Here is a 16,391-nt window from a genome sequence, read left to right as displayed (position 1 = left end):
CCGCTTTCAAAGCGCTTCCAGGCAAAATGTGTCGCCGCCCGGAAGCGCTCCAATTCAAAGAGTGAGATCAGAATTGGCGGCCGAGCTTGGCATCGACGGACTGGCTGTTGGCGCCGCGAATGGCAAAGAAGAGGGTGATCGCCGCCCAGAGGATGGACTTCTCCGCCCCGCCAAGGCCCTGCCCCTGGACGATGCCGTGGAAATAGACGGTGACGAGCAGCACGATCGTCGCCGCGAAGGCAGCGGGCCGCGTCAGGAAGCCGATGGCAATGAAGATGCCGCCGAAGAACTCGGTCGCCGAAAGCAGGGGCGACCAGAAAACGCCCGGATAGAACCCAAGCCCCTCCACCATGCCGGCCGCGCCGAAGGGATTGAGGATCTTGCCGTAGCCGTGGGTGACGAGCAGCAGGCCTGCCACGACGCGCAGCAACGTCTCGGCGAAAGTATCGAGCGGCAGATAAATCTTTTCGAGCGCCGGCAGGATCGCGCGCGGTCGATTGTTGGCAGCGGTATCGGTCATGAAATCCCTTTCGTATCCATTGCAAATCAGGGGTTTCTCTTGCCTCAGGCCTTTTGGAAAACAAGGGCTCAGCGTCAAAAACATGACCGCTCAAGCTGACATTTATGTGAGACATGCGTGAAGGCGTGGATTGCGGCGCTTGCGCGACGACGCTGCTCCATGTTTCCTGTGGCGCGAAAGCCAAGTGAACAGGACATGCGAGATGAGCGAAAAGCCACGCGTCACCATCCTCTATTGCACCCAGTGCAACTGGCTGCTGCGCGCCGGATGGATGGCGCAGGAATTGCTGTCGACATTCGCCGACACGCTTGGGGAAGTGGCGCTCATCCCCGGGACCGGCGGCAATTTCGAGATTCGCGTCGATGGCGCGTTGATCTGGGAACGCAAGCGCGACGGCGGCTTTCCCGGGCCCAAGGAGCTGAAGCAACGCATTCGCGACGTGATCGAGCCCGAGCGCGATCTCGGCCACACGGACAGGAGCTAGAGCACTTCCAGGAAAAGTGTGTAACGGTTTTCCGTCCGGAAATGCGTTAGAGCAATGGTTAGAGCATTTCAGTGTTTCTATGAAACATTGAAATGCTCCAGGCTATCGCAACCGGCGCCTGCTCCCGCACCGGTGGCGCCGTAGAACTCAGCTATGGGCGAAAATGTCCGTTTCCTCCCAGCCGAGCAGATCGAGCTTGGCACGCGTCGGGAGAAACGAAAAGCAGGCCTCGGCGAGTTCCATCCGGCCATCGCGCAGGAGCCGCGCCGTCAGCTTGTCGCGCAACGCATGCAGGTGGAGCACATCGGAGGCGGCATATTCGAGCTGCGCCGGCGAAAGAATGTCGGCGGCCCAATCGGAAGACTGCTGCTGCTTGGAAATGTCGATGTCGAGCAGTTCCTTGAGATTGTCCTTGAGGCCGTGCCGGTCCGTATAGGTGCGGGCGAGGCGCGAGGCGATCTTGGTACAGAAGACCGGCGACGCGGTGACGCCGAAGGTATGGAACAGCACGGCGATGTCGAAGCGGCCGAAATGGAAGATCTTCTGGCGCGTCGGATCGGCGAGCATCGAGACGAGATTCGGCGCCTGCTTCTGGCCGGCGGCGATGCGGATCACATCCGCAGTCCCGTCGCCCGACGAGAGCTGCACGACGCAGAGGCGGTCGCGACGCGGGACCAGGCCGAGCGTTTCCGTATCGATCGCGATCGCGCCCGTATAACGGGCGGCGTCGGTCTCGGAAATGTCCCCCTCGTGGAACCTTATTGTATTCGCCATCGAAAATCCCCAGATCGTTACTTGCATGATTCCCGGAGAACGGTTCAGGAAACCTGCTGAGATACAAGTGCTGCAGCGACCCGGCCAGTCTGATCAGGCGCGCGGCGCTGTGGAGCGTAGCTGGCCTATAGCGCATGTTGGCCGGCCGCGATACCTTGTCCTTCGGCAGACGTTCCGTTTGCCGGCACCCCGAGAAAGTTCGTATATGACCTGGTTCCGTTTCGCCCTGGCGGCTCCCCTCGTCGCCCTGATGTCGACCCTCTCGCCCGGTATCGGCCTCGCCGCCGGGGCGACATTCGAGCTGGCGCAGGCCTTTCACGACCTGCCGGGCGTGCGGCCGGCAAACCCGCTGGGTGACGATAAGAACATCGTTTGCCGGCAGGTTTTCATCGACCGCTACGGCCCCTTCGAGTCGTCTCACGGCCGTCCCCGTTACGATACGGTCTACCGCTGCCGCGAGGGCAGCGGCCCGATCTTCCAGAGCGGCGAGCTGCCGCCGTCGCTCGAGCGGCAGAAGCGCGGCCTCAACTACTGAGTTCGAACCAGACAAAGGCACGCTTGCATTGCGCGCTCGGGACAGGCGAAACTGCGTCCCGGACGGCACTGACTGGAGGAAACCATGCCCGAAACCGACAGGCCGCAAAGCGACAGGCCACTTGTCATCAGCGCGCCCGCGCCGCGTACGCTCGATCTGATCTTCACGCCCGACGCGCTCGAGCGTCTTCACAGGCGCTACCGCGTGATCGAAGCCGATCCGGAGAACATCGCCGGGCTCGGCTCCGCCGTCCTCTCCGAGGTCCGCTATATCGTCGGACAGCCGCCGCTTTCCGCAGAAACGCTCGAACGCATGCCGCAGCTGCGGGCCGTTCTCAACGTCGAAAGCAACCTCATCGACAACATGCCCTACGACGTGGTTTTCCAGCGCGGCATCCACGTGCTCACCACCGGCCAGGTCTTCGCCGAACCGGTGGCGGAGATGGGGCTCGCCATGGCGCTGAACCTCGCCCGCGGCATCGTCGATGCGGATGTCGATTTCCGCGAGGGCCGCGAACGCTGGGGCGGTGAGGGAAACAAGTCCGCCCGGCTCCTCTCGGGTTCGGAGATCGGCATCATCGGCTTCGGCGATCTCGGCAAGGCGCTTAACCGCGTCCTTTCGGGATTTCGTGCGAAGATCCGCGTCCATGATCCCTGGCTGCCGGCCTCCGTTCTTCTCGACGCCGGCGTCGAACCGGCGTCGCTCGAGACGGTCCTCGCCGAGAGCGACTTCCTGTTTGTTGTCGCAGCGGTCACCAGTGACAATGAGGGCTTCCTCGACGCCAGGGCCTTCGCGGCCATGCGTCCGGGCGCCGCCTTCATTCTCCTGAGCCGCGCCGGCGTCGTGGATTTCGATGCATTGATCGCAGCCGTGGAAAGCGGCCATATCCGCGCGGCAAGCGACGTCTTCCCGGAGGAGCCCCTGCCCCCTGGACATCCCGTCCGCCGGCTAGCCGGCTTCCTGCGCTCGGCGCACCGGGCCGGTGCGCTCGACATCGCCTTCAAGAGGATGGGCGAGATGGTGCTCGAGGATATGGAACTGATGGACCGCAGCCTGCCGCCGATGCGCTGCAAGCGGGCGGAGCGGGAGACGGTGGCCCGAATGCGCTCGAAGCCCGTCACCGTCAACTGAAGAGTGATGAGCCGCAAAACTGTCGTAGCCGACCAACGACAAAACACGCAGCAGATCGAAGTGCTGCAGCGATCTTTGCGCGTCCGACCGGACGCGCGGCGCTGTAGCGCAGGCCGTATGCGGCCGGTGGTGCTATGAAAATGCGTTGCAATGCTGCAAAGATCGGAATCCGGATTCGAGGACATCGAAAGCATGCAAGATTCCAACGCGGACAAGCCTTCCCGGACCTGGACCAGCTCTCTGCGGTCGCTGCTCGGTCTCGTGATGGTTGCTATGCTCATCGTCGTGTCCGCGACGCTGGTGGGACTTGACTACCGCCGCGCACGCAGCGCTTCGATCGCCGATGCCGAAGGCAATATGGACGCCTTCGTCGGCCGCCTGGTCGATCGGCTCGGCGCCCTTTCCGGGGACACCTCCGCGCTCGTCAGTCTCGTCGCATCGGTCGCCAATGCCTTTCTCGTGCCGCCGCCCGAACGCATGAACGACAAGGTGGCGGTGCTGCGCGAAGGCATCGCCCGCTCGCCGCACATCGACGGCGTCTATGTCGGTTATCCGAGCGGTGCGTTCTTTCATGTGGTCGATCTGGACTCGGCCGCCTGGCGCATGGCGCTCGACGCACCGCGGGGAGCGGCCATCGCCGTGCGCTCGATGGAGAGAGACGACCGGGGCAAGCCGTTCGACCGGATCCTGTTCCTCGACGCGAGCGGTCTGCAGTTCGCCGAACGCCGCGCTGCTTCCAACGGCTTCGACCCGAGGACGCGGCCCTGGTATCGCGCAGCCGTCAACGGCAAGGCACCGGTGGCGATCGGTCCCTATGAGATGGCCACGACAGGCAATCTCGGGATGACCATATCGCAAGCGCACCGCGGCAACCCGCAGATCGTCATCGGTGCCGATGTGGTGCTCGATACGATCACGGACTTCCTCTCCCGCGAGCGGCTGACGGACGAATCCGTCTCGTTCATTCTCGATGCGGTCGGACGGCCGATCATCCATTCCGACACCGTGATGATGCGACGCATCATGGCATCGAAGGGCCGGGACCGGCCGGTGGCCACGCCGCAGGAGGATGGACTGATCGAGAGCATCCGGCGCAACCCGCCACCGGCCGGGAAGGCAACTCTCGTCGAAGTCGGAAACCGCACCTATCTCGTCACGGTGGCACCGCTCGAATCGGCATTGCTTCTGTCCGGGCACCGGGTGGTCGTCGCGGCCCCGCTCGACGAGCTGCTGGCGGCCGCAAACGAGACCCTCGTTCAGGGACTTGCCGTCTCCGGCGCCGTGGTGGTGGTCGCCGTTCTCCTGGCCCTCGTGCTTGCGCATCTGATCACGAAGTCGCTCAACCAGCTCACCGACAGCGCCAACCGCCTGCAGGACCTGGACTTCGCCACTCCTATCGACGTTTCATCGCATGTGGCGGAAATCTCGACGCTCAACGGCGCAATGAACAGAGCTCGCGACGCGATCTTCACCTTCGCGCTCTATGTCCCGAAGGAGCTGGTGCGCAAGGGCATCGAATCCGGCCACTTCGGCGGCCGCGCCGCATGGCGGCAGGAAGTGACGGCGATGTTCACCGACATCTACGACTTCACCACCATCAGCGAGGGCCGTTCGCCGGAAGAAGTGGTCGCGATGCTCTCGGAGTATTTCGACCTGTTCAGCGAGGTCGTCGCCGCCCACGACGGAACCATCATCCAGTTCCATGGAGACTCGGTCTTCGCCATGTGGAACGCGCCGGTCGCCGATACCAGGCATGCCGAGCATGCCTGTCGCTGCGCACTCGCGGTCGAGGAGAGGCTCCAGGCCTTCAATTCCGCGCAACGCGCCAAGGGATTGCCGGAGTTCCGCACGCGCTTCGGCATCCACACCGGAACGGCCGTCGTCGGCAGCGTCGGCGCCAGGGAACGGCTGCAATATACGGCGATGGGCGACACGGTGAACGTCGCCTCCCGGCTCGAGGGCATGAACAAGGATTACGGCACGAGCGTTCTTGCAAGCGGCGCGGTGGTCGCCCAATGCAGGGACATGGTGAAGTTCCGCCCGCTCGGCACCGCCAAGGCAAAGGGCCGTTCGACGGCGCTCGACATTTACGAAGTCGTGGGCGTCGTCCACACGGTTGACACTACCGAAGCCGGAACGGCCGCCTGAGGAAAGGCAGATGCCGCGGCGAACGGCGGCCCCGCCGAATTCGCCTCGAAACTCTGAAAGCAAAAAAGCCCGGAAACCGGGCTTTTTTTGACTTCCGAACCGCAAAAGCGGTTACTGGAAAAAGGAATGGTGCCCAGAAGAGGACTCGAACCTCCACACCCTTTCGAGTACCAGCACCTGAAGCTGGCGCGTCTACCAATTCCGCCATCTGGGCGACGGACCGGCATGTAAAAGGCCGTGACCGAAGTGTCAACAGGCATTTTGAAGTTTTCGTCTCGCATCGCGAAAAAGCGCGGTAAAGCGCGTCCGGCTCCTCGATGATAGGGCAAGAATTCCAGTGACATGGGGGCCGGAGAGGCGCATTCTAGAGCAACGGCGAAGGAGCGGAATCCGGAACGCGCCCGCGTCGACACGTGGAGCGCACGCCCACGAATAAACATGCGGCGCCAAACGTCTACTGCATGTTTCGTCGGTCGACCTGATCGACGCCAAAGCATGCAGCAACTTGAAGAGTTACAGCGAACTTTGCGCGTCTGATAAGTCGCGCCGCGCTGAAAGGAGCAGGGACAAAACCGGAAAGCAACGGCTTTCGGAAAGTGAGGAGAAAATGACGAAATTTCGGAATTTCGTTGTGAGCTGCGCACTCGCCGCCGTCTCCGCGGTTCCCCCTGTTACGTCCGTTCAGGCCATGCCGCGCCCGGCGCTCGACATTGCGATCAAAGCGCCGGCCGGCATCGAGAATGCCACACATCGTGGCCGTTACGGGTGGCGCGGCGGCTATTCTCGCCGCGGTTATTACGGAGGGTCCGGCTTCTATCCGGGCTGGAGCCCCTATTACCGACGGTCCGGGATCAGCTTCTATTTCGGACCCAGCTACCGCTACCGGCCTTATTACGGGAACCGCTATTACTACGGACCGCGCTACTATGGCCCCGGCTATTACAGCTATCCCGGGCCCGGATATTACGGTTATCGCTCCTATAGACCACGCTACTATGGCGGCGGCTATGTCCGGAGCGGCGGCAACAGCCATGTCGGCTGGTGCCTGTCGCGCTATCGGTCCTATAACCCGGCCACAAACCGGTACCTGACCTATGGCGGGGTTTATCGGGTGTGCTATTCGCCCTATCGGTAGGGGAGCGTACCCTTTTTATCGAGTTCTGCGCGTTCGATCCGACGCGCGGCGCTCCCGTCGGTCAGCGCTTTCTGACGATCCCGACGCGCGCCATGACTTCCTTCGGAATGCCGTAGCGGCGCACGGCATCGCGGCTGTCGCGAAGGCCGCAGGTCTCGCGCTGGATGAGGAAGGCCCAAACCGCATCGGCTGCCTCGTCGAGCAGTCGCTCGCGTTCGGAAGGCGGGTGCCTGTTGCCGTCATAGGCATTCAGGGCGGCCATTGCCTTCTCGACCTTCAGGCCATTGCGCCCCAGAGCGTCGGCGCGCTCGGCCATCAGCTCGTATTCGAGAACGTTCACCCCGTTACCGGTGAGATCGAAATGGCGCAACGATTGCGGCGGGCGAAATGTCATCGGCGGCTCCATCAAGCTCATGCCAGGATGGGCCGTGAATGAGCTTCCCGCAAGGCGCCGCGCAAGACTGCGGCGTGGCACCACGTCATCGTCATGGTTAACACTCCCTAAACTCGTTTGGCCTAAGCATTTCAATGTTTCATGGAAACACTGAAATGCTCTAACCCTTTGGTCCAACGCACTTCCGGTCGGAAAACCGTTAGATACTTTTCCCGGAAGTGCTCTAGGCTTGCGGATCATGCCCGAACTGCCCGCCTTCATCGCCATCAGGACAGCCGTCGGAACTGCCGAGGAGACGACGCAGGGCCTGCGCCGCCCGCTGCCGGCGACGGAGCGTAGCGAGGCGATCCGGAAGATCGTCGATGCGCTGACCCGCCATCTCTCCGGCAGAGAGGTCCTATCCAAAGACGCGCTGGTGAAGTTGGTCGAAGACCTGGCGCTCATCCTCAAATTTCCACCCCTGCCGCAGGAGACCGGACGCGCCTTCATTCGGCGGTTGACCGGCTTCATCGAGGCATTGCCAATGCCGGAACGCCAGCTTCTGGAGAAGCAGCTGGCAGCGCGCAACCTTGCGCAACGCGTCGCCGTCGCGGCGGCGATAACGGCCGACCGCCGGGGCGCGATGCCGCCCGATCGGACCCCGCTCCGCAGCCTGCCCCTGCCTGCACACGCCCCGCCGGCGCTTCCGGGCGCCAAGGCACCGATCCCTGGCGACCTCGCGCTCCTGCAAGCGATGCTCAGGAAGACCTACGGCGCCGATACGGATAGCGTCCGGATCGAGACGCCATCCGCAGGCGCGGCTATCGACGCGGCGCACGAGGAGGCTCCGGTCGGGCAGCAACGTTCGCCGAAGACGCCCATGAACGCTCCTGCAGCGCCGCGAGGTGCGGAAGTTGCAGCGAGAGATGCTTCGGCAAGCCCGCTTGAGAGCGAGATGGCGGAAACGCCGGCCATGACGCCGGAAGGCTCCGATAAGCAGCTCCCGGATAGCGAAGCGGATTCAGCGCAACCATCGGTGCCACGCCCCAGTCAGGCGGCGGACCTGAACGGGAGTGCGCGCGCAGCGCTGAAAGATGCAAAACCTGCGACAGCCGAGAACAAGGTTGCAGCCGAGGACAAGGCTGCAGCCGCAGAAGCCGGCGCTGAAAAACTCCCTGGCGGGGAAGCCTCGGAGGACACCGAGGGCCCGCCGCGCTCCGCGAGGGAGGACGACAGGCCACGCGTGCGGATTCAAAGTGCCGCGCGCATGGCGCAACCGCCGGCGGAGGCCTTGAGAACGATCATACGCGACAGTCTTGCGTTGCCGGGGACGATCAAGAGCTGGCAGCCTCGGGATACGGGAGACACAGGACCGGCCGTGCCCCTGGCGCCGAAGAATGAGGCGCCGGCGCGGCCGCGGGAGACCACCGGCGCGATCAGAAGCGCAGCAGCCGCCGGCGAACCGCCGGTGGATATCGCACCCGACGCCGAAACGGGCGCACCGCTTCGCGACCAGCCTCCTCCTCAGGCAGAGCGTCGGACCGGCGAGGACGCTATGGCGCCGCAGGGCTTCGCCCGGGTCCCCGAAAGCGGACTTCCGCGCGAAATGTTTCCCTTCGCCCTGGTTCCCTACCCGCCGGCCGAAGAAAGCGATGCCGACGAGGTGAACCGGCGCAAGCGGGAAAGCGAGAGCGAGCCGGAGAAAGACGCAAGGGACGACGAGGGAGAAACGGAAAGCGACGACCGGCAGCAGGGACATGGCGCCGGCGGCGAAGGGGATCAGACCGAAGAGCGACCGGCAGCCGACGCCTATGACCTCTACCGAAAGCTCGGCGGCCTGGCTTAGATCAAGATGTCTTCAGGTCGGGTCGACCTAAGGCCTGTTGCAATTCGGGCACCTGCCGCCGCTTGTTTGATTCCCTCATTCCTGTGCTCGTCACAGGGATGAGAGCAGCGCCGCGTCTGCGGCGCGGGAGAGCCTTTCCAGCCCAAGGACTTGGTCTGGCTGGATTCCTGTGACGAGCCAGGAATGAGGAATCAAACAAGCGGCGGCGGGTGACCCGAATCTCAACAGGCCGTAGAGCACAAAGTGTAACGGTTTTTCCCACTGCGCCGCGCGTCTCATAAGACGCGCAGAGGTCGCGGTAGCCCACAAAAAAGCCCGCGGAGATCGCTCTCCGCGGGCTTATCATTTCACGTCCGTCAACGATTACTCGTTGTTCTGGCGGTTCTTGAGCGCAGCGCCCAGAATGTCGCCGAGCGAAGCACCCGAGTCGGAAGAGCCGAACTGAGCGACGGCTTCCTTCTCTTCCGCGATTTCCAGAGCCTTGATCGACAGCTGGATCTTGCGGTCCTTCTTGGAGAAGTTGGTGACCCGCGCGTCGACGGTCTGGCCGACCGAGAAACGCTCCGGACGCTGTTCGTCGCGATCGCGCGAGAGGTCGGCGCGACGGATGAAGGCGGTGACGTCCTCGTGGTTGACGAGCCGCACTTCGATGCCGCCATCGTTGACGCCGATGACTTCTGCCGAAACGACGGCGTTCTTGCGCAGTTCGCCGGAAGCGGCAGCTTCACCGACCGCATCGCGGCCGAGCTGCTTGATGCCGAGCGAGATACGCTCCTTGTCGACGTCCACGTCGAGAACGACAGCACGAACGACGTCGCCCTTGTTGAACTCTTCGATGACCTGCTCGCCCGGACGGTTCCAGTCGAGGTCGGAGAGGTGGACCATGCCGTCGACATCGCCATCGAGGCCGATGAACAGACCGAATTCGGTCTTGTTCTTGACTTCGCCTTCGACTTCCGTGCCAGCCGGATGGCTATGCGCGAAGGCCTGCCACGGGTTCTCGAGCGTCTGCTTGAGGCCGAGCGAGATGCGGCGCTTGGTCGGGTCGACTTCGAGAACGACCACGTCGACTTCCTGGCTCGTGGACAGGATCTTGCCGGGGTGAACGTTCTTCTTCGTCCAGGACATTTCGGAGATGTGTATCAGGCCTTCGATGCCCGGCTCCAGCTCGACGAAGGCACCGTAGTCGGTGATGTTCGTGACGGTACCGGAGATCTTCTTGCCGACCGGATACTTCGCACCGATGCCGTCCCACGGATCGGACTCGAGCTGCTTCATGCCGAGCGAGATGCGGTGGGTTTCCTGGTTGATGCGGATGATCTGAACCTTGACCTGCTGGCCGATGTTCAGGATTTCCGACGGATGGTTGACGCGGCGCCACGCCATGTCGGTGACGTGCAGCAGGCCATCGATGCCGCCGAGGTCGACGAACGCACCGTAATCGGTGATGTTCTTGACGACACCCTCGACAACCTGGCCTTCCTCGAGGTTCTGAACGATTTCAGAACGCTGCTCGGCGCGGGACTCTTCGAGAACCGTGCGGCGCGAAACGACGATGTTGCCGCGGCGCTTGTCCATCTTGAGGATTTCGAAGGGCTGCGGGTTGTGCATCAGCGGCGTCACGTCGCGGATCGGACGGATGTCGACCTGCGAACGCGGCAGGAAGGCTACGGCGCCGTCGAGATCGACGGTGAAGCCGCCCTTGACCTGGTTGAATATGATGCCTTCGACGCGTTCGCCGGCTTCAAACTTGACTTCCAGGCGCTGCCAGCTCTCTTCGCGGCGGGCCTTCTCGCGCGAAAGGACTGCTTCGCCGAGTGCGTTTTCAATGCGCTCGACATAGACTTCGACTTCGTCGCCGACCTTCAGCGTGCCGTCCTTGGCCTTGGCGCCGAATTCCTTCAGCGGTACGCGGCCTTCGACCTTGAGGCCGACGTCGACGATTGCGACGTCTTTTTCGATCGCCGTGACGATGCCCTTGGCGACATAGCCTTCGGCGAGGTCCGTCTTGGCGAAGGACTCTTCCAGAAGCGCTGCGAAATCATCACGGGTGGGGTTGGTTGCAGACATATAATCTCCTGCTGCGTCTCCTGCCGGAAACGCATGTGCGCCGGGGGTTGGTGTTAGACAGGCCTGAACCCAGTCCGCTCCTGTCATGGAGCAATCCGGCGCGTGGACGGAATTTCAGGCTATTTTCAAGAAGGAGACCGGCTGGGCCGGATCAGGCCTTCTTCAAATCTTCTCTTTCAGGGCGGCGTCGACCAGCGTCTTCGCCGCCTGGAATGCCGCCTCTATACTCATTTCGGAAGTATCAAGCAAGTGCGCGTCCTCGGCAGGTCTCAAAGGACTGTCGGCACGGCCCATGTCGCGCTCGTCGCGCTTCTTCACGTCCTCGAAAACCGCGGCGTAGTCAGCCTTTCCGCCGCCGGCAATGATCTCGTCATGGCGCCGTTTCGCCCGCACTTCGGGGGAAGCGGTCACATAGAGCTTCACCGCCGCATCAGGGCAGACGACCGTGCCGATGTCGCGCCCGTCGAGCACGGTACCCGGCTCCTTGCGCGCGAACGCCCGCTGTGCCTCGACCAGTGCCCGGCGCACGGCCGGCATGACGGCGATCTTCGACGCCGCCTCGCCGATCGAATGCTCCGAAAGCACGGCGCGATCGAGCCCGGAAAGGTCCACCTCGCGCGCCATCGTCTCGGCCACCGCCTCGTCGCCGAGCGGCAGTCCGGCATCCATGAGCGCCTTGGCGGTCGCGCGATAGGTGAGCCCCGTGTCGAGATGGTGGAAGCCGTATTGCTCGGCGATCCGGCGCGAGAGCGTTCCCTTGCCGGCGGCCGCAGGCCCATCGATGGCGATTACGAAGGTCATCAGGCTGCCTTGTTCTCTGCCTCTTCGATTTTCGCGCCCAGTCCGGTCATCAGGCCCATGAATTCGGGGAAGGACGTCGCGATCATCGTCGCATCGTCGACCGTCACCGGATGCTCCGAGGCAAGTCCCATGACAAGGAAGCTCATGGCGATGCGGTGGTCGAGATGGGTCTTCACCTGGCCGCCCGCGATATTGCCCAGGCCCTTGCCGCCGGGCCGGCCGCGCACGACCAGCGAGGCCTCGCCCTCGTCGCAATCCACCCCGTTGAGCTTCAGGCCGTCCGCAACGGCGGACAGGCGGTCGGACTCCTTGACGCGGAGCTCTTCCAGCCCGTTCATCACGGTTGTGCCCTCGGCGAAGGCGGCGGCGACCGCGAGCACCGGATATTCGTCGATCATCGACGGGGCGCGCTCCTCCGGCACGGTGACGCCCTTCAGCTCCGAATAGCAAACGCGCAGATCGGCGACATCCTCGCCGCCGGCAAGCCGCTTGTTCATGACCTCGATGTTGGCGCCCATCTCCTGCAGCGTCAGGATGAGGCCGGTACGGGTCGGGTTCATCAGCACGTTGAGGATGGTGATGTCCGAGCCCGGAACGATGAGCGCCGCCACCAGCGGAAAGGCCGTGGAGGACGGATCGCCCGGCACGTCGATCACCTGGCCCGTCAGCTTGCCGCGGCCCTCGAGGCGGATGGTGCGCACACCCTCCGCATCGGTCTCGACTGTCAGCTTGGCACCGAAGCCCTGCAGCATCTTTTCCGTATGGTCGCGGGTCATCACCGGCTCGACGACGGTCGTGATGCCGGGCGTGTTGAGGCCGGCGAGCAGCACGGCGGATTTCACCTGGGCAGACGCCATCGGCACGCGATAGGTGATCGGGTTCGGCGTCTTCGGCCCGCGCAGGGTCACCGGCAGCCGGTCGCCCTCCGCCGACTTCACCTGAACGCCCATTTCGCGGAGCGGATCGAGCACGCGGCCCATCGGGCGCTTGGTCAGCGAGGCATCGCCGATGAAAGTGGAATCAAAATCATAGACGCCGACAAGGCCCATCGTCAGCCGGCAGCCGGTGCCGGCATTGCCGAAGTCGAGCGGTGCCTCCGGCGCGAGCAGCGCGCCGTTCCCGACACCGTCGATGATCCAGGTGTCGCCCTCCTTGCGGATCCTGGCGCCCATCGCCTGCATGGCCTTGCCGGTATTGATCACGTCTTCGCCTTCGAGGAGACCGGTGATGCGCGTCTCGCCCGCGGCAAGGCCGCCGAACATGAAGGAGCGGTGCGAGATCGACTTGTCGCCCGGAATGCGCAAAGTGCCCTTGAGGTCGGAAGACTTGCGTGCGGTGGCGGGCCGCGGGTTCGAGCCGTGAGACATCGTGGTTTTCCTCTGACAATCCGGCTGACGGCTGGCGCGGAAGGTGGTGCTTTCCGGCGCGTTGGTGGCGGACCGCCGGTCTCGCCGGCTCCCTAACACAATGCGCGAAAAGGGTCATCCTCCTGCTGCGAAGAAAATGACGACCGGAGCTCGCGGAAGTTTATCTTTGACAGAACTCGCCAAGATGATTATGGGGACCGGCTAATCATCATAAGCTTGATACGTTTCTAACCGCCGGCTTTCCGGCAAGAGCCGGCTCGCCGGCCATTCAAGAGGCTTTGACTGTGGCAAAACCGGAACTTGGAACAAAGCGCATCGACCCGGAAACGGGGCGCAAATTCTACGATCTGAACCGTGATCCGATCGTCTCCCCCTACACGGGCAAGTCCTATCCGCTGTCCTTCTTCGAGGAAACCTCCGTCGCCAAGGTGCTCGAGAAGGAAGAAGAGGAAGACGTCAAGGAAGTCGATACCGAGAACACGGAAGTCGAACTCGTCTCGCTCGAGGAAGCGGACGACGAAGCCTCGGGCGGCGACGATCTGCCGGATCTCGGCGACGACGATGTCGAGATCGAGGGTGACGACGACGACACCTTCCTCCAGACCGACGACGAAGACGATGACGACGACATGAGCGACATCATCGGCGTTTCCGACGAGGACGACGACGTCTGAACAGACTGGCGGCGCGGGCGGATCAGCGCCCGCATGCCTGCCCGCAAGCGTTTCGAAAGGCGCACGAAGCCGCCCCATCCGTCGAACGCGATCGGCATCGAAGCATCCGGCCGGAGCCAAAAAATAATTCGTCCCGGCCCTCACTTTTCGGCTTGCCATCTGCACCTAGCAGAAGTAATAAGCCGCCACTCGCCGGGCGCAACGCGCCTCGCGATCTTCCCGGACCGGCAAAGCCGGACCCTGATGGGGCTATAGCTCAGCTGGGAGAGCGCTTGCATGGCATGCAAGAGGTCAGCGGTTCGATCCCGCTTAGCTCCACCAAAATCTTCTCGATCCCCGACGTAAAGAATTCAGCCGCTTGAACGCTGCTCGCAAAGAAAAACCTTGCCGTGCAGCAACCGGCGAGGCGCACCGGGCTATCGTCCTGTATTGTGCACGCCGCTAGACGCGGCGCCGTCATTCATGAAATCTTTACCGGCCGAGGCCGAAGAACGATCTGCCCATGTTTCTCGTCTCGAAAATCTTCTGGCTCGTAGCCCAGCCGCTGTCCCTCGCCTTCCTCGCCCTCTTCGCCGGCGTGCTGCTTATGCTCGGCCGTTTCCGCCGCAGCGGCGGTACTTTGAGCGTCTTCGGGCTCGCCGTCCTCTTCGTCACTCTCTTCACCACCGCCGGCTCCTATTTCCTGCAGATCCTCGAGGACCGGTTTCCCCGCTCCGCGACGGAGCCCACGGATCTTGCTTGCATCATCGTACTCGGGGGCGCCTTCGAGAATGTGGTGATGGCGAGCCGCGGCGGCATGGAGCTGAACCAGGCGGCCGAGCGCTTCGTCGAAACCTTGAGGCTCGCGCGGGCCTATCCCCAGGCCCGCATCCTTGTCTCGGGCGGAGACGGGTCGCTCAGCGGCATCTACGAGGGCGACGCGCATGCCTCGCAGAAATTCTTCGGGACCTTCGGCATCGGTTCCAACCGGCTGATCGGCGAGGGAGAATCGCGGACGACCTTCGAAAACGCACGCTATACAAGGGATTTGCTGGCCGAGAACGGGCTCGAGCGTTGTGCGCTCGTGACCTCCGCCTACCACATGCCGCGCTCGATCGGCCTCTTTCGCGCAAACGGCATGGAAGTCACGCCCTGGCCGACGGATTATCGCACGAGCGGCAAGGTGCGGCTCGGCTTCGATTTCACCCAGCCCTCGCTCAATGCCCAATTGGCGACGACGGCCGCCAAGGAGTGGACAGGGCTCGTTGCCTATTATCTCCTCGGCCGGACTGAGACGCTGCTGCCGCGGTAGCCTACCGCATGTTTTCTTTAATAGGTTACGATTAGAGGAGACTTGCAGCCAAGCGGAGCAGCCATGCCGATCCTCGAATTCCTCGACTATGCGGGCGTCGCAATCTTTGCGGCGACCGGCGCGCTGTCGGCCTCCCGCAAGCAGCTCGACATCATCGGCTATCTGTTTCTCGCTTCCGCGACGGGCATTGGCGGCGGCACCATCCGCGACCTCGTTCTCGGCGCGACGCCGGTGTTCTGGGTGGTGAACCCTAATTTCATCATCGTCTGCGCGGCGGTGGCGGTGGCCGTCTTCCTCACGTCCCATCTGCTCGAATCGCGCTACCGCATGCTCGTATGGCTCGACGCGCTCGGCCTCTCGGCCTATTGCGTGATGGGCGCGGCAAAGGGGCTGGCGGCGACCGGCTCGCCTATCGTCGCCCTGGTCACGGGCGCCCTGACGGCGACCTTCGGCGGGGTTCTGCGCGATCTTCTGGCCGGCGAGCCCTCTGTCCTCCTGAGACCGGAGATCTACGTCAGCGCCGCCCTCATCGGCGCCGGCGCCTTCGTCCTGGCCAGCCTGGTCGGATTGCCGCTCGTCGCAGCGTCCGCACTCGGCGTCGTCACGGCCTTCGCCGTGCGGGGCGGCGCGCTTCGATACGGCTGGACGCTGCCGACGGGCAAGGCCGGGCCCGGCCGCGACCCGAAGGACGTGATGTGACGAAACTTCGTGGCGCGAGAGCGACGACGCTCAGCGCTCGCTCTTGTGACGCAGCCGGATGACCACGTCGACATGGGAGATTTCCATGCCTTCCGGCGGTTCGGGGAGATTGTCGATCTGAATATTGCTCACCGGAATGTCGAGGACTTCGTTTTCGCCCTCGATGAAGAAATGGTGGTGATCCGAGACATTCGTATCGAAATAGGTCCTGGCGCTCTCGACGGCGAGGACGCGGATCATGCCGGCTTCGGTGAACTGGTGGAGCGTGTTGTAGACGGTCGCGAGCGAAACGGGAACGCCGGCCGTGACGGCCTCTTCATGGAGTTCCTCCACCGTCAGGTGACGGTCGCCCTTGGCGAAGATCAGATCGGCAAGCGCAACGCGCTGGCGCGTCGGGCGCAAACCCGAACTGCGCAGCCTCTCCTGTGAGGACATGTGCGTTGCTTTCGTCATCGACAGCCGTTCCGATATACCTGCGGGATCCGTGGATTATCAATTTGCGATATAACTTCTGGCGCCGCGGCTTTCAATAGATTCCGCACG

The 16,391-nt window shown here is 63.3% G+C and carries 16 protein-coding genes and 2 tRNA genes; 10 read left to right on the top strand and 8 right to left on the bottom strand.

Going from position 1 to position 16,391, the window contains the following annotated elements; genetic code table 11:
• Positions 1 to 67: 67 nt before the first annotated feature.
• Positions 68 to 520: a DoxX family protein gene (locus tag BHD07_RS03195; RefSeq protein WP_010968461.1), complete on the bottom strand. Its 453-nt coding sequence runs from the start codon at positions 518 to 520 to the stop codon at positions 68 to 70.
• A 202-nt stretch (positions 521 to 722) separates the two neighbouring features.
• On the opposite strand from BHD07_RS03195, the gene BHD07_RS03190 reads away from it, so the two are divergent.
• Positions 723 to 1,004 (top strand): SelT/SelW/SelH family protein, encoded by a 282-nt coding sequence (locus tag BHD07_RS03190; protein WP_004435540.1) that lies wholly within the window; start codon positions 723 to 725, stop codon positions 1,002 to 1,004.
• Positions 1,005 to 1,151: 147 nt separating this feature from the next.
• Here the strand turns inward: BHD07_RS03190 and BHD07_RS03185 are convergent, their stop codons facing one another.
• The gene (locus tag BHD07_RS03185; RefSeq protein WP_100669850.1) at positions 1,152 to 1,778 is read right to left on the bottom strand and encodes a ribonuclease D; all 627 of its coding nucleotides are present in this window, start codon (positions 1,776 to 1,778) and stop codon (positions 1,152 to 1,154) included.
• Between the two features lie 205 nt (positions 1,779 to 1,983).
• Here BHD07_RS03185 and BHD07_RS03180 point away from each other — a divergent pair, with 205 nt between their 5' ends.
• The 3 genes from BHD07_RS03180 (at position 1,984) to cya1 (ending at position 5,592) form a co-directional block, all read left to right on the top strand.
• Positions 1,984 to 2,313, top strand: coding sequence for a hypothetical protein (locus BHD07_RS03180; RefSeq protein WP_100669851.1), 330 nt, complete (start codon positions 1,984 to 1,986; stop codon positions 2,311 to 2,313).
• A gap of 84 nt (positions 2,314 to 2,397) precedes the next feature.
• Positions 2,398 to 3,444, top strand: a complete 1,047-nt coding sequence (locus tag BHD07_RS03175; protein WP_100669852.1) for a hydroxyacid dehydrogenase — start codon at positions 2,398 to 2,400, stop codon at positions 3,442 to 3,444.
• 150 nt (positions 3,445 to 3,594) lie between these two features.
• A complete protein-coding gene (cya1, locus tag BHD07_RS03170) occupies positions 3,595 to 5,592 on the top strand; it encodes an adenylate cyclase Cya1 (RefSeq protein ID WP_198516593.1) in 1,998 nt (665 codons plus the stop codon).
• A gap of 127 nt (positions 5,593 to 5,719) precedes the next feature.
• Here the strand turns inward: cya1 and BHD07_RS03165 are convergent.
• Positions 5,720 to 5,806, bottom strand: a tRNA-Leu gene (locus BHD07_RS03165).
• Positions 5,807 to 6,199: 393 nt separating this feature from the next.
• Here BHD07_RS03165 and BHD07_RS03160 point away from each other — a divergent pair.
• The gene (locus tag BHD07_RS03160; RefSeq protein ID WP_100669853.1) at positions 6,200 to 6,727 is read left to right on the top strand and encodes a BA14K family protein; all 528 of its coding nucleotides are present in this window, start codon (positions 6,200 to 6,202) and stop codon (positions 6,725 to 6,727) included.
• Positions 6,728 to 6,788: 61 nt separating this feature from the next.
• Here the strand turns inward: BHD07_RS03160 and BHD07_RS03155 are convergent, their stop codons facing one another.
• On the bottom strand, positions 6,789 to 7,121 hold the full coding sequence (locus BHD07_RS03155) for a DUF6665 family protein (RefSeq protein ID WP_100670043.1): 333 nt from the start codon (positions 7,119 to 7,121) through the stop codon (positions 6,789 to 6,791).
• 238 nt (positions 7,122 to 7,359) lie between these two features.
• Here BHD07_RS03155 and BHD07_RS03150 point away from each other — a divergent pair, with 238 nt between their 5' ends.
• Positions 7,360 to 8,946 carry a hypothetical protein gene (locus tag BHD07_RS03150; RefSeq protein WP_100670044.1) on the top strand — a complete coding sequence of 529 codons (1,587 nt, stop codon included), beginning with the start codon at positions 7,360 to 7,362 and terminating at the stop codon, positions 8,944 to 8,946.
• 363 nt (positions 8,947 to 9,309) lie between these two features.
• Here the strand turns inward: BHD07_RS03150 and rpsA are convergent, their stop codons facing one another.
• The 3 genes from rpsA to aroA form a co-directional block, all read right to left on the bottom strand.
• The gene (gene rpsA / locus BHD07_RS03145; protein WP_003534399.1) at positions 9,310 to 11,016 is read right to left on the bottom strand and encodes a 30S ribosomal protein S1; all 1,707 of its coding nucleotides are present in this window, start codon (positions 11,014 to 11,016) and stop codon (positions 9,310 to 9,312) included.
• 162 nt (positions 11,017 to 11,178) lie between these two features.
• Entirely contained in the window at positions 11,179 to 11,817 is a 639-nt protein-coding gene (gene cmk, locus BHD07_RS03140) for a (d)CMP kinase (protein WP_018093873.1), read from the bottom strand.
• Positions 11,817 to 13,184 carry a 3-phosphoshikimate 1-carboxyvinyltransferase gene (gene aroA / locus BHD07_RS03135; RefSeq protein WP_100669854.1) on the bottom strand — a complete coding sequence of 456 codons (1,368 nt, stop codon included), beginning with the start codon at positions 13,182 to 13,184 and terminating at the stop codon, positions 11,817 to 11,819. The genes cmk and aroA overlap by 1 nt, the downstream gene beginning before the upstream one ends.
• Before the next feature lie 284 nt (positions 13,185 to 13,468).
• Between aroA and BHD07_RS03130 the strand changes: the two genes are divergently transcribed.
• The 4 genes from BHD07_RS03130 (at position 13,469) to BHD07_RS03115 (ending at position 15,848) form a co-directional block, all read left to right on the top strand.
• Positions 13,469 to 13,858, top strand: coding sequence for a TIGR02300 family protein (locus tag BHD07_RS03130; RefSeq protein ID WP_003534381.1), 390 nt, complete (start codon positions 13,469 to 13,471; stop codon positions 13,856 to 13,858).
• Between the two features lie 245 nt (positions 13,859 to 14,103).
• Positions 14,104 to 14,179, top strand: a tRNA-Ala gene (locus tag BHD07_RS03125).
• A gap of 181 nt (positions 14,180 to 14,360) precedes the next feature.
• Positions 14,361 to 15,149 (top strand): YdcF family protein, encoded by a 789-nt coding sequence (locus tag BHD07_RS03120; protein WP_338277613.1) that lies wholly within the window; start codon positions 14,361 to 14,363, stop codon positions 15,147 to 15,149.
• 63 nt (positions 15,150 to 15,212) lie between these two features.
• On the top strand, positions 15,213 to 15,848 hold the full coding sequence (locus BHD07_RS03115) for a trimeric intracellular cation channel family protein (protein WP_018093870.1): 636 nt from the start codon (positions 15,213 to 15,215) through the stop codon (positions 15,846 to 15,848).
• Positions 15,849 to 15,878: 30 nt separating this feature from the next.
• Here the strand turns inward: BHD07_RS03115 and irrA are convergent, their stop codons facing one another.
• Positions 15,879 to 16,301, bottom strand: a complete 423-nt coding sequence (gene irrA, locus BHD07_RS03110) for an iron response transcriptional regulator IrrA (RefSeq protein WP_018093869.1) — start codon at positions 16,299 to 16,301, stop codon at positions 15,879 to 15,881.
• Positions 16,302 to 16,391 lie beyond the last annotated feature (90 nt).

The sequence above is a fragment of the Sinorhizobium sp. KGO-5 genome, assembly GCF_036245905.1.
Lineage (GTDB): Bacteria > Pseudomonadota > Alphaproteobacteria > Rhizobiales > Rhizobiaceae > Sinorhizobium > Sinorhizobium meliloti_A.
This window is presented reverse-complemented; position numbering and strand designations above follow the sequence as displayed.